This window comes from Bacteroidota bacterium (assembly GCA_039821555.1).
Taxonomy (GTDB): Bacteria; Bacteroidota; Rhodothermia; order Rhodothermales; family Rubricoccaceae; genus JBCBEX01.
Genome location: JBCBNX010000003.1, coordinates 294,727 through 307,351, shown reverse-complemented (window position 1 = coordinate 307,351; position 12,625 = coordinate 294,727). Strand labels below are relative to the sequence as shown.

The window sequence follows — 12,625 nt, the reverse complement described above, 5'->3', positions numbered from 1 at the left end:
GCCGCTCTTGGGAGCAATGACGCCTGTGTCAGGCGGCAGCCTCGGTGACGGATACGGTGTCGGGCAGGGCCTCCACGGTCTCGGCGCGCAGCCGGAAGGAGAACGACGACCCATAGCCCGGCGCGCTCTCCACGGACAGCTGCGTCTGGTGGGCCTCCAGGATGTGCTTCACGATGGCGAGGCCCAGGCCCGTGCCGCCCTGCGCCCGCGAGCGGCTGCGGTCCACCCGGTAGAAGCGCTCCGTCAGGCGCGGGATCTCGTCCTGCGGGATGCCGATGCCGTCGTCCACCACGGCCACGCGGACGCGGCCCGACGGGAGCGCGCGCGCCATCACCTCCACGTTGCCGCCTGGCTGGTTGTACTTGATCGCGTTCTCGACCAGGTTTTCGAGCACCTGGCTGAGCCGCTCGTGGTCGCCGAGCACGCGCGGGAGGCCCGGCGTGCACTCCGCGTACAGCGTTACCTGGGCGTCCACGGCGGCCACTTCGAGGCGTTCCAGAATCTCTGCGACTAGATCCGGAAGCGCTATCGGCTCTAGGGTCATCGTCAGTTCGCCCGTTTCGAGGCGGCTGATCTCCGTGAGGTCTCGGGTAAGCGCGGCCAGCCGGTCAGCGTTGCGGTGGATTTTCTCGATGAACGTGCGGTTGACGCGCTCGTCGTCCAGCGCGCCGTCGAGCAGCGACTCGGCGAAGCCCGAGATGGCGAAGATGGGCGTCTTGAGCTCGTGCGACACGTCGCCGAGGAACTCGCGGCGGTAGTTCTCCAGCTTGGTCAGCCGCTCGATCTCTTGCTGGAGCGCGCGCCCGGCGCGGTAGACCTGCTCGATGAGCGCGTCGAGTTCGTCGCGCTCGTCGCCGTGCTGCAACTGGGCGAGGGCCTCGAAGCGGCGCTTGCGGGCGGCGCGTAGCGTCTTGCGAGCCAACTCCATCCGCTTGGCAACGAGGAGGTAGGCGCTCAGGTATGCCGCGACGCCGCTCGCGAGCACGAGCGCCAGAACGAGCACGCCGCGCGGCACTGCGAGCGGGGCGACCAGCAGCCCGGCTAGCCCGCCGATCCCGGCAGCGATAAGCGCGATCCGAAACGCGAGGCGATTCATAAGACGATGGAAGAAAGACCGACCCCGCAAGCTACGGCGTCGATGGGGCGGCAATAGAACGCCGGTGTTGCGTGGAGGGCCAGCGTCAAAACAGCGCGGCGACGTGGTGCGCCCTACCTTCCTCGGTTCCCTCGTCCTCTGGGTCTCCGTCCCTCCGGCTCCACGCTCCGCCTCATGCAGTTTGCTCCGCTCGACTGGACCATCCTCGTCGCTTTCTTCGCCGTCTCGCTGGGCATCGGCGCCTACGCCTCGCGGCGGGCGAGCCAGGGCTTCGCAGCGTTCTTCCTCGGCGGACGCGCGATGCCGTGGTGGCTCCTCGGCGTCTCGATGGTCGCCACGACCTTCGCCACGGACACGCCCAACCTCGTGGCCGACATCGTGCGCTCGGACGGGGTCGTCGGTAACTGGGTCTGGTGGGCGTTCCTGCTGACGGGCATGCTGACCGTGTTCTTCTACGCGCGGCTCTGGCGGCGCTCGGAGGTGCTCACCGACATCGAGTTCTACGAGCTGCGCTACTCGGGCAAGCCCGCCGCCTTCCTGCGCGGCTTCCGGGCGGTCTACCTCGGCGTGGTGTTCAACGTGATCGTGATGGCGAACGTGACGCTGGCCGCGATCAAGATCGGAGGCGTGATGCTGGGCTGGTCGCCGCTTGAGACAGTGCTGCTGGCCGCTGGCGTGACGATGGTCTACAGCGCGCTCGGCGGCCTCACGGGCGTGTTGCTGACTGATTTTATCCAGTTCGCCCTCGCGCTTCTCGGGGCGATCGGTGCCGCGTGGTATGTGGTCAACCTCCCCGAGGTCGGCGGCCTCGCGGCGCTCACGAGCCACCCCAATGTCACCCCGGCGATGGCCTTCCTACCCGACTTCAGCATGATGGGCTGGGACGTGCTCGTGCCCATCTTCGTGGTGCCGCTGGCCGTGCAGTGGTGGGCGTCGTACTACCCCGGTGCAGAGCCGGGCGGCGGCGGCTACGTCGCCCAGCGCATGCTCGCGGCCAAAGACGAGCGCCACGCGACAGGCGCGGTGCTGCTCTTCAACACGCTGTTCATCGCGTTCCGCCCGTGGCCGTGGATCCTCGTCGCGCTCGCCTCGCTCGTCGTCTTCCCCGACCTCGCCTCAATCCAGGCGCAGTTCCCAGACGTCGAGAAGGTCGCCAACGACCTTGCGTATCCGGCGATGCTGACGTTTCTGCCAGCGGGCCTGCTCGGTGTGGTGGTGACCTCGCTCGCGGCGGCCTACATGTCCACGATGTCGTCGCAGGTCAACTGGGGTGCGTCGGTGCTTGTCAACGACGTCGTCCTGCGCTTCGTCGACGCGGAGGCGTCGGACCGGCGCCAAGTGTGGCTCGGGCGCATGTTCACCGTTGTGCTGATGGCGCTGGCGTGCGTGCTCGCGCTGGCGCTGGAGAGCGCGCTCCAGGGCTTCAACCTGTTGCTGCAGATCGGCGCGGGGACGGGCCTGCTGCTGCTCCTGCGGTGGTACTGGTGGCGCGTCAACGCCGCCGCCGAGATCACGGGCATGGTGGCGTCGTTCGCCATCGCATCGTTGCTGTTCCTCAACGACGGCTTCGGCCTACCCGGCTGGCAGCAGTTCCTGCTCATCGTCGCCGTGACGACGACAGCGTGGGTGCTCGTGATGCTCCTCACGACGCCGACAGACGCGGGCGTGCTGCGCTCGTTCTACGCGAAGGTGCGCCCCATCGGACCCGGCTGGCAGGCGGTGCGCCGTAGGGCCGACGCCGACGGAGTCGCCCTCCCACCACCGCCGAAGTCCGATGCCTCTGCCGCGTTGGCGTGCTTCCTGGCAAGCGTCATCGGCGTCTACACGCTGCTCTTCGCGACGGGCTTTTACCTCTACGGCGACATAGGCAAGGGCGCGGTCTGTGCAGGCCTGGCCGTAGCATCATGGGCCGTCGTGGCGCGCCTGTGGGGGCGCCTCGCGTTGGGCTAGCCAATCCTTCTCGTGTTAGTAGGAGGCTCAGCCAAATACAAAGGGCCGCCGTCTCGGTCGAGACAGCGGCCCTCGTGCTCAGTGCAGGGCGATGCTGGTTTGCTTCAGAGGCAGATCAGCATCGCCCGAGTCCTCACGGGGAGTACGGGAGCGAGCTGTGGTGAAGGACGATCTCCAGATCGCCATTCCGGTCCTTCGCGTAGGCAAACGTGTACTCGACCTTGACTTCGTTGCCTTCCGTGGTCGTGAAGAAGTAGTTGCCCATCGCGACGGCCATGCCGCCGTCCTCGGAGATGACGGTGCCTTCGTTCTCCCAGCGCACGTTGGTGTAGGGCGCGATGGCAAAGCCGCCGTCCTCGCTGCCCTCCGTCCCGACGAAGTAGCTCAGCGCTCCCCCGAAGTCACCGCGAAACTGGTCCTCGGCGGCAAGGGTCGGCTTGAAGAGGATGGTTTGGTTGGCGCCGTAGGCGTAGTGCTGCAGGATGTGATCCATGGCACGGGCCGTGTAGTCACCGCCGTTGGTGTAGACCTGTCCGATGGAGACGATGCCCTCGCCCCATGCCTGCTGGGCGGTCTCGACCTCAGTGGCAGTGATTGGCTCGTCCGGGTTCGAGGTCGCGTTGGCCTCGCTGCTCACGACGAGAGCGAGGAAGAGGAGGGGTAGGAGTAGGGTGTGGTAGATACGCATAGAAGTATGCATAGAAAAATGAGTTGTAGCCCTGGCAAGTTAAGATGGATTTGCGAGACTTTACACGTCGTAGAGTTCGGGGCAGGGCAGGGTCGATATGATAGAACTGTGACCAGCAAGAGGCGCTGGCGTCACAGGGGTTTCCACTCACGGAACGATGTGGGCGTTCCTGAAAATGATGTGCGGCTGCACCGGGTTCATGGTGTCTTCGCATCTTGATACGGGGTACATAAGCCTCATATCAGACGGGACCTTAGCGTAGTGTAAGACTCTTGGGTAAGGTGTGTAAGACAGGAGACTACACCGCAGTGACGAGGGCCTCGGCCCGCACGTTGGACAGGTATTGGGCTGACAACATCCTAGGAGAAGTGCCAGGTGCCATGTAGGGTGCCTGGGCAATAATGTCAGTCTTGGTCGGACGTAAAACAATGCATAAAATGAAATCATCTTCATAGTAGTAAAAATCGTATGACTGAAGGCAACCTATGACTGTTTCGGATGATTGCAAACGAAGCGTAGCCGAAGTACGGCTGCGTATTCGTACTTCTATACCCCCTTACCATCATGACGACGCTATTCACGCGCAGCGGCGCCATCCTGGTCTGCGCCCTGCTCCTCGCCCCGGTCTCCTCTGCGCAGGATGCCCCGATCACGCAGACCGCAGAAACCCAGGCGGCACTCACGCCTGCCGAGGCGCTGCAGATGCTCAAAGACGGCAACGAGCGCTTCCGCACGGGCAATGCCTTCGAGCGCGACTACTCTGCGCAGAAAGCCATCACCTCGGGCGGCCAGTATCCCTACGCCGCAGTCATCACCTGCCTCGACTCCCGCATTCCCGTTGAAGTCGTCTTTGACCAGGGCATCGGCGACATCTTCGTCGACCGTGTGGCTGGCAACTTCGTCGATACCGAGATGCTCGGCAGCCTTGAGTTCGCCACCGCAGCTGCGGGCGCGAAAGTGATCGTGGTCATGGGCCACACCGAGTGCGGGGCCGTCAAGGGTGCCTGCGACAACGTCGAACTCGGCAACCTCACCACCACGCTCAGCCACATCATGCCCGCCGTCTACATGACGACCGACGTCGAGGGCGAGCGTGCCTCCAGCAACCCGGAGTTCGTCCAGAAGGTCGCCGACGACAACGTCGACCTCAACGTCGAGAACATCGTCCAGCGCAGCGAGGTCATCGAAGGCCTCGTTGAGGAAGGCAGGGTCCTCGTGATCGGCGCGATGTACGACATCTCGAACGGCATGGTCACCTTCCACGACGCGAAGATGATCGACGCTGAGGACATGGCCGCTGTGGTGGAGTAAGCCACCCGGCTCTCATCCGCGGCGTCGCCCCCCGGCGATACCGAACACGACGAGACTGAATCCAACGAGGCCGAGGGCGACGTGCTCTCGGCCTCCGTTGTGTTTTGTCTGTGCGCGGCTACACGTACTTGTCGCCGCGCACGACCTCTACGGTCTGCACCCACGCGATGACGGCGTAGTGCTCGAAGTAGTAGGTCACGAGATGCTGGAACACGCGGTTGGCAACCTCCGCGCTGCACACAGCCTCGATGCGCACGTTGCGGCCTTCGTAGACGCCCGCCCGGTTGCCGCGCGGTCCCTGACCTTCCGCGTCCGTGACGGTGAAGCCCGTCACGCCGAGCTTGCCGATCTCTTTGACGAGCTTGTCGCGCAGCAGATACTCCGCGACCACGGTGACGAGCTTGAGCGAGACAGTCTTGGGCATAGGACTATTGATTGATGGTTTTCGATTTGTGATTTTGGACTAGGTAAAGCAAATAGTTGCCCTGCTACGATTAGAGCTAGATCTCAAATCGTATATCTGAAATCAAAAAATCACCCGAGGAAGTACTCAGCGGCGGCGAAGTAGAGCGGAATGCCGAGCGCGAGGTTGAACGGGAAGGTGATGCCGAGGGCCGCCGTGAGGTAGATCGTTGGGCTGGCCTGCGGGAGCGCGATGCGGACGGCCGCCGGGGCGGCGATGTACGACGCGCTCGACACCATCGCGCCGAGGACGGCCGCGCCCCCGATGCTCATCCCGACGAAGCCCGCCAGCCACACGGTCCCCACGCCGTGGATGATCGGCATGACGATGCTGAAGGCGACGAGGAACCACCCGGCCTGCTTGAGGTCGCGCAGCCGCCGCGCCGTCACGAGGCCGAGTTCGAGCAGGAAGAGCACGAGCGCCCCCTTGAAGCCAGCGACGAAGAACGGGGCCACGGGCTCTAGGCCCTCCGGCCCGGTGAGCAGCCCCATCGCGAGGCCGCCGCCCAGGAGCACGATGCTGCGCCCGGTGAGCACCTCGTGCAGCGCCGACTGCCACGTGGCTTCCTCGCCCATCGCGCCGCGCACGTTGGCGATCATCAGCGCCACGACGATGGCCGGAATCTCCAGGATCGCGACGAGTGCGGGCATGTAGCCCTCCGACTCGAAGCCCGTCATCGTCCCGAACGCCTGCGCGGCGATGAACGTCACGGCCGATACCGAGCCGAAGTGCGCCGCGAGCGCCGCCGCGTTCACCCGGTCCATCTTGCCGAGCTTGCGCAGCACGTTGTAGGACGTGATTGGCGTGATCACCCCTAGCGCAAACGTCAGCAGCATCGGGCCGACGACCTCGTCGAGGGGCGTCGCCCGGAGCGCCGCGCCCCCCTTGAGGCCGATGGCAAGCAGGAGGTAGATCGAGAGCGCCTGGTAGAGCGGCGCCGGAATCTCCAGGTCGCTCCGTGCTAGCGAGGCGAGGATACCCAGCGCGAATGCGAGAACGATGGGCGAGAGGAGGTTCGTCAGGAGGACGTCGAGCATCGCAAACGACTAGCGGGGTGGGAGGTGCAATGGAAAGTAGGAAGCAGGAGGTGAGAAGTGAGAAGTGGGCGTCGAGAAACGGGAACGAAGAGGCAGGCGTAGCCTTCCCCGTTTCCTCGTCTCTCCGGCTCGCCCTCATGTCCCGTCCCACACTGCTCTACGTCTACGACGCCCTCTGCGGGTGGTGCTACGGCTTCGGCCCCGTCATGCAGCGCGTCGCCGAGACCTACGCCGACACGTTCGACTTCGAGGTGCTCTCGGGCGGCATGGTGCGCGGCGACCGGATTGGTCCCATCGGCGAGGTGGCGGGCTACATTTCTCACGCCTACAAGCAGGTCGAGGAGCGCAGCGGCGTCACCTTTGGCGACGCATTCTTGAACGGCACCATGGCCGAGGGTACGGCGCTCTTCACCTCGATCCCGCCGAGCCGCGCGCTCACGGCCTTCAAGGCCACGCAGCCCGCCGATGCCGACGGCACCGAGCAGGTCGCCTTCGCTCACGCGCTCCAGCGGGCGGTCTACTACGACGGCCTACCGCCCGCCGAGCCGTCCACCTATGCGCAGGTCGCCACCGACTTCGGCCTCGACGGGGACGACTTCGCAGCCAAGCTCGACGATCCCGAAGTCGCCGCGCAGACCGAGGCTGAGTTCGCGCTTGCCAGCCGCCTCGGTGTGCAGGGCTTCCCGAACGTTTTCGTCACGACCGGCGGCCAACTCTTCCGCGTCGCGCCCGGCTACGTCCCCTTCGAGCAACTCGACGCCACGCTCCAGCGCGTGGTAGCGGATCTGGTGGCGTGAGTTCCCTTTCTGCGGGATGGAGGTCACTGTGCTTGTCTACGCTCCCCCCGCTTGTACGCCTGCGACGGCGCACAAGCTGTCCCCCTCAAACTTGAGGGGGACAGTTCGAAGAGCGGAGCGTCGGCAGACGCGGAGGCGATGAGAACGGGGGGAGCCGGGCAAAGCGCGATCAAAAAACGCCGAGGCACCCACGGTACCTCGGCGTTCGATTCAGGCTGAAAAGCCTGAGCAGTTGCCTACTTCAAACTTCTCCCTTCGTAATTCCGACCTCGCTAGACCTGTCCCATGCCTACCCGGAGGGCGTTGCGGGCCTTGTCCAGCTCGGCCTGGGCGGCTTCGCGCTCTTCGGCCGACGTGCTGGCGGCGAGACGCTCCTGCGCGGCCTGCTCGGCCGAGCGGGCGCGGTCCACGTCGATCTCGGAGGCGGGCTCGGCCGTCTCGGCGAGCATGATCACGTGGTTGTCGAGGACTTCCACGAAGCCGCCGCTGGTGGCGTAGACCACCTTCTCACCGCCCGCGAGGGTGATGTAGACGGGGCCGACGCCCGTGGCGGCCAGCATCGGCGCGTGGCCGGTCAGGATCTCGAACGCGCCCTCGACGCCCGGCGCGCGGAAGCGGTCAGCTTCGCCGCGAAACGCCGCGCCGTCTGGGGACACGATCTCTACGAGCAAACTCATCGGTTGCAGTGTGTCGGTGGTTCAGTACTCCAGTGTCTCAGTGGGTAGCCCTACCGAAACACTGAACCACTGCAAAACTGAAAGACTTCCTAGACTTCCGCGAGCATCTTCTCGCCGGCCTCGATGACCTCTTCGATCGCGCCCTTGTACATGAACGCGCCCTCGGGGTACTTGTCGAGCTCGCCGTCGAGGATCATGCGGAAGCCGCGGATGGTGTCCTCGATTTTGACGTAGATGCCCGGCGTGCCGGTGAACTGCTCGGCGACGAAGAACGGCTGGCTCATGTAGCGCTGCGCCTTGCGGGCGCGGTTCACGACCTGCTTGTCCTCGTCCGAGAGCTCGTCCATGCCGAGGATGGCGATGATGTCCTGGAGCTCCTTGTAGCGCTGGAGCAACTCCTTCACCTCCTGGGCGGTGTTGTAGTGCTCGTCGCCGAGGATGTTGGGGTCGAGGATGCGCGACGTGGAGTCGAGCGGGTCGATGGCCGGGTAGATGCCGAGCGACGAGATCTGGCGGGAGAGCACCGTCGTGGCGTCGAGGTGGGCGAAGGTGGTCGCCGGGGCCGGGTCGGTGAGGTCGTCGGCCGGGACGTAGACGGCCTGGAACGACGTGATCGAGCCCTTCTTGGTGGACGTGATGCGCTCCTGCATCTGGCCCATCTCCGTGGCGAGCGTCGGCTGGTAGCCCACGGCGCTCGGCATGCGGCCGAGCAGGGCCGACACCTCGGAGCCCGCCTGCGTGAAGCGGAAGATGTTGTCGATGAACATGAGCACGTCGCGCCCGCCGAGGTCGCGGAAGTACTCGGCGACCGTCAGGCCGGAGAGCGCCACGCGGGCGCGGGCGCCAGGCGGCTCGTTCATCTGTCCGAAGACCAGGGTCACCTGGCTCTCCTTGAGCTTCTCCATGTCTACCTTGTCGAGGTCCCAGTCGCCCTCCTCCATGGCGTGCATGAAGTCGTCGCCGTACTTGATGACGCCCGACTCTAGCATCTCGCGGAGGAGGTCGTTGCCCTCGCGCGTGCGCTCGCCGACGCCGGCGAACACCGAGAGGCCGTCGTGGGCCTTGGCGATGTTGTTGATGAGCTCCTGGATGAGGACCGTCTTGCCCACACCGGCACCACCGAAGAGGCCGACCTTACCACCACGGGCGATCGGCTGCACGAGGTCGACGACCTTGATGCCCGTCTCCAGCATGTTGATGCCCGTGGAGAGTTCGTCGTAGGCGGGCGGCTCGGCGTGGATGGGGCGGCGGCCGTCCTCGGCCGCGGGCTGCGGGAGGCCGTCGATGGCGGAGCCGACGACGTTGAAGAGGCGGCCGCGGATGCTCTGGCCCACAGGCATAGCGATGGCCTGGCCCGTGCCCACGACCGGGGTGCCCCGCGTGAGACCGTCGGTGGAGTCCATCGAGATGGCGCGCACGCGGCTCTCGCCGAGGTGCTGCTGCACTTCGAGGACGAGCGTGTCCGCGTCGGCGCGGTCCACGGTGAGGGCGTCGAGAATCTCGGGGACGGTGCTGTCCTGGAAGTCCACGTCCACGACGGGACCGATGACCTGGAGAACTTTGCCGGTCGTGCTCATGAGGCTGCGGGATGGAGGCAATCGAGGGGGAAAACGCGCGGCGCTTTTCGCAGGCCAGTACGCTGGAAAACGCCCATACAGTCAATGCTTCACAAAATAGACGCACCCGAAATCGCAGGCGTGCGCGCTCGCCGAAGCCGAGGCGAAGTTTCGGGGAAAAGGCGCCGTCTGTGGCTCCGCAAGCATGCAAGGGCAAGGGGCTACCGAGCGACGCGATCCGGCTCAGGGCCACGTAGCCGTGCTCCGATCGCCTCACATTCCAAGCCCGAGGCGCAGGCCGCCGAGCAGACGTCGGCGAGGCATCGGCGCGCCGAAGACCTCGGCGTAGCGCTCGTCGAACACGTTGTGCAGTTCCGCGAAGACGCCGAGACGCAGGCCCTCCGCCGCGAGCGGGAGCCGCCAGTCGTAGCCGCCCTTCAGGTGCGCCACCGCATACGTCTCCCCGTCGGGCCGCTCCTTCCAGAGCGCCTGCACGCCGAGCGACGCCCCGCCGAGCCGCACCGCGACCTGGCCGCGCACGTGGTGCCGCGCGTTCGTGAGTGCATACTTATACGTCGCGCCTGCCACCTCGCCGTCGAGCGCTGCGTCGATGAGGGTATAGCCGACGGCTCCGGTTACGAAGCCTGCACCGAGGTCGGAGCGTAGCGGACGGCGCACCTCAGCGTCTAGGTCGAGGCCGAGCGTGGTGACGGCGAGTACGTTCTGCGCGAGGAAGAACGTGGCGTCCGGCGTGAGCTTGGCGAAGTCGATGAGGTCGTCGGTGCGGCGCCAGAAGCCGGTCGCGCGGAGCGCCAGGCCGGGCAACGGCGCAAGGTCGACGCCGGCCTCGGCGTTCCAGGCGCGCTCGGCGCGCAGGTCGGGATTGCCGAGGTTGCCGTCGGGCCGCGGGCTGAGCGTGTTGAAGTAGCGCTCGACGTAGCTCGGCGCGCGGACGGCACGGGCCACAGCCCCACGCACGGTCACGAGCGAGGTCGGCGTCCAGGCCGCGCTCAGCGACGGCGTCGGCTCCCACCCGAAGCCTGCGTCGTAGTCGAGGCGCGCGGCGGCAGTGAGCGTGACGCTCGGAGCCGCGAGCCAGAGCGCCTGCGCGAAGACGCCCGCCGCGCCATCCCGGTGGTCGCCCTGGTTGTTGCTCTCGATGCCCCGCAGGTCGGCGTTCGCACCCGCTGTGAGGCGGAGCGCTGGCGTGAGGTCGCGCGCCGCGTAGACCGAGGCGAGGCCGCGATACGTGTCGTGCTCGTTCGGCGCGAGGCTGGGAAAGAAGGTGTAGGTGTCGCCGTGCAGCCGACCGGCGAGATGCGCGGTCCAGGTCGTGCGGCCGGTGCTACGGAGGCGGACGTGCGCCCAGGTTGTGCTCGTCGCCTCGCGGGCGGTGTCGCTGGCGAAGGGCGTGTAGAACTGGGTGGCCCCGAAGTCGCGGCGGTCGCCGCCGAGGCGGGCGTAGAGCGTGGTCGCCTCGCTGAGATCGAGGTGCATCGCGGCTGAGGCGGCGCGGCGGTCGAGGTCGGTGCGCACGGGCCCGTCCGACCCCACGATCGCGGTGCCGTCCGCGGCGAGCACGGCATCGCCGTCGGTGCGGGCGTCGTCCACGGCGAGGCTGAAGGTGGTCCGCTCCGTCGCGGTGCGCGCGCCGAGTTCGAGGAAGCGCGTGGCGTCGTCGCTGAACGAGCCGGAGGCGGCCTGCGCGTCGGCGCGGTCGCCGAGGCCGGTGTGCGTGAGCAGGTGGATCACGCCGCCGAGCGCGTCAGGGCCGTAGACGGCCGCGGCTGGGCCCCGCAGCACCTCCACGCGGGCGATCTCGGCGAGCGGCAGCGGGAGGTCGCTCAGGAAGTGCCCGGTCATCGGGTCGTTGAAGCGGACCCCATCAATCAAGAGCAGCGTGCCGCCGAACGTGGCTCCGCGCAGCGTGAAGTCGCTCTGGGCGCCGAAGCCGCCGCGCGTCTGCGTCTCCACGCCGCCCACGAAGCGCACCAGTTCGTCCACCGAGCGCACCGGCAGCGCTGCGATCTCGGCTGCGGTCACCACCTGCACGACGCGGCCCGTTTGCTGAGCCGAGACCGGCCCACGCGTGGCAGTCACCACGACGGAGTCAGGCAGCGTCGCCTGCAGGGTGGGTTGTGCGAGCGCGGCAGGCGCTCCGAGTAAGGCAACTAGAAGAGCGAGGCGCGCGAGGGGCATAGGACGGCGGGCGGAGTGGGGAAGGCCGCCGAAGCTACGCGATGGTCTCCTTACCCTGCCGGGGCCTCGCACTCTGCCGAGCCGCAAACGCCTTAGCGTCGGCTCGTACGATGGCGCACGCGCCCGTGGACGGGTTCGAGCAGCCGCATGCATAGCCGCTCGACCGACTCCACGTCGAGCGGGTTGTAGCCACTCTCGCTCTCCTTGTTGCGGTTGTAGAAGAGCACCTCCGTCGTGTTGGCGTCGACGATGGCGAGCTCCAGCAGGACGCCCTTGGTCTGCGAGCTGCCGACGGCCCCGAACAGGATTCCCGTCACGGCCGCGACGGCCACGTCACGCGCCACGGCCCCGCCGGACGATCCGTAGCCCGTGGCCCGGGCGAAGAGCAGGTAGTCCGTCTCGTTCTCCGCCATGTCGGCGAACATGCCGACCTCGGGGTTGAGTTGCAGGGTGAGCACCTTCTCCTTCGTGTCGCGGAGGCTGTCAGCGGCGGCCCCGAAGGCCTCGCGGGCGCGTGTCAGGTCGAGAGCCAACTCCTGGTCGGCGACGAGCATGCTGTCCGTCAGCACGACCGGGATGCCGAAGAAGCGCGTCTCTTCGAGGGCGCCGTTTAGCGCTTCGAGAACGACCACCGCAAACTCGGCGTCGAGTTCAGGGGCGGGCTCTGTGACGGTGGCGGTGCGCAGGAAGTAGGTGGCCTCGACGGGCATTGGGGCGACGAGGCGGATGTCTTCGCGCACGCTCTCGTAGCGCTCGCTGGTGCGAACCGTGGTGCCGCAGCCGGTCGAGACAACGACGAGGCTCAGCGCGGCGAGAAGGGTGAGAAAACGCATGGCGTGTGGTGGGTGAAT

Annotated in this window: 11 protein-coding genes; 3 read left to right on the top strand and 8 right to left on the bottom strand. The window is 66.7% G+C overall.

Annotated features, from left to right (window positions below; all coding sequences use genetic code 11):
* Positions 1-28 precede the first annotated feature (28 nt).
* On the bottom strand, positions 29-1,096 hold the full coding sequence (locus tag AAFU51_05640) for an ATP-binding protein (GenBank protein MEO1570732.1): 1,068 nt from the start codon (positions 1,094-1,096) through the stop codon (positions 29-31).
* Positions 1,097-1,270: 174 nt separating this feature from the next.
* Here AAFU51_05640 and AAFU51_05635 point away from each other — a divergent pair, with 174 nt between their 5' ends.
* A complete protein-coding gene (locus AAFU51_05635; protein ID MEO1570731.1) occupies positions 1,271-3,046 on the top strand; it encodes a sodium:solute symporter family protein in 1,776 nt (591 codons plus the stop codon).
* A gap of 133 nt (positions 3,047-3,179) precedes the next feature.
* Here AAFU51_05635 and AAFU51_05630 read toward each other — a convergent pair whose 3' ends face one another.
* Positions 3,180-3,734: a phosphoribosyl-AMP cyclohydrolase gene (locus AAFU51_05630; protein ID MEO1570730.1), complete on the bottom strand. Its 555-nt coding sequence runs from the start codon at positions 3,732-3,734 to the stop codon at positions 3,180-3,182.
* Between the two features lie 564 nt (positions 3,735-4,298).
* Between AAFU51_05630 and AAFU51_05625 the strand changes: the two genes are divergently transcribed.
* The gene (locus tag AAFU51_05625) at positions 4,299-5,045 is read left to right on the top strand and encodes a carbonic anhydrase family protein (protein MEO1570729.1); all 747 of its coding nucleotides are present in this window, start codon (positions 4,299-4,301) and stop codon (positions 5,043-5,045) included.
* A gap of 118 nt (positions 5,046-5,163) precedes the next feature.
* On the opposite strand, the gene AAFU51_05620 is transcribed toward AAFU51_05625, so the two are convergent.
* Together AAFU51_05620 and AAFU51_05615 are read right to left on the bottom strand one after the other, a co-directional pair.
* Positions 5,164-5,469, bottom strand: a complete 306-nt coding sequence (locus tag AAFU51_05620; protein MEO1570728.1) for a DUF3240 family protein — start codon at positions 5,467-5,469, stop codon at positions 5,164-5,166.
* Between the two features lie 110 nt (positions 5,470-5,579).
* Entirely contained in the window at positions 5,580-6,545 is a 966-nt protein-coding gene (locus AAFU51_05615; protein MEO1570727.1) for a sodium-dependent bicarbonate transport family permease, read from the bottom strand.
* A 137-nt stretch (positions 6,546-6,682) separates the two neighbouring features.
* Between AAFU51_05615 and AAFU51_05610 the strand changes: the two genes are divergently transcribed.
* Positions 6,683-7,342: a DsbA family protein gene (locus AAFU51_05610; protein MEO1570726.1), complete on the top strand. Its 660-nt coding sequence runs from the start codon at positions 6,683-6,685 to the stop codon at positions 7,340-7,342.
* A gap of 272 nt (positions 7,343-7,614) precedes the next feature.
* Here AAFU51_05610 and atpC read toward each other — a convergent pair whose 3' ends face one another.
* The 4 genes from atpC to AAFU51_05590 form a co-directional block, all read right to left on the bottom strand.
* Positions 7,615-8,019: an ATP synthase F1 subunit epsilon gene (atpC, locus tag AAFU51_05605; GenBank protein MEO1570725.1), complete on the bottom strand. Its 405-nt coding sequence runs from the start codon at positions 8,017-8,019 to the stop codon at positions 7,615-7,617.
* An 89-nt stretch (positions 8,020-8,108) separates the two neighbouring features.
* The gene (atpD, locus tag AAFU51_05600) at positions 8,109-9,596 is read right to left on the bottom strand and encodes a F0F1 ATP synthase subunit beta (GenBank protein ID MEO1570724.1); all 1,488 of its coding nucleotides are present in this window, start codon (positions 9,594-9,596) and stop codon (positions 8,109-8,111) included.
* 252 nt (positions 9,597-9,848) lie between these two features.
* Positions 9,849-11,774 carry a TonB-dependent receptor gene (locus AAFU51_05595; protein ID MEO1570723.1) on the bottom strand — a complete coding sequence of 642 codons (1,926 nt, stop codon included), beginning with the start codon at positions 11,772-11,774 and terminating at the stop codon, positions 9,849-9,851.
* A 92-nt stretch (positions 11,775-11,866) separates the two neighbouring features.
* Positions 11,867-12,607, bottom strand: a complete 741-nt coding sequence (locus AAFU51_05590) for a hypothetical protein (protein MEO1570722.1) — start codon at positions 12,605-12,607, stop codon at positions 11,867-11,869.
* Positions 12,608-12,625: the final 18 nt, after the last annotated feature.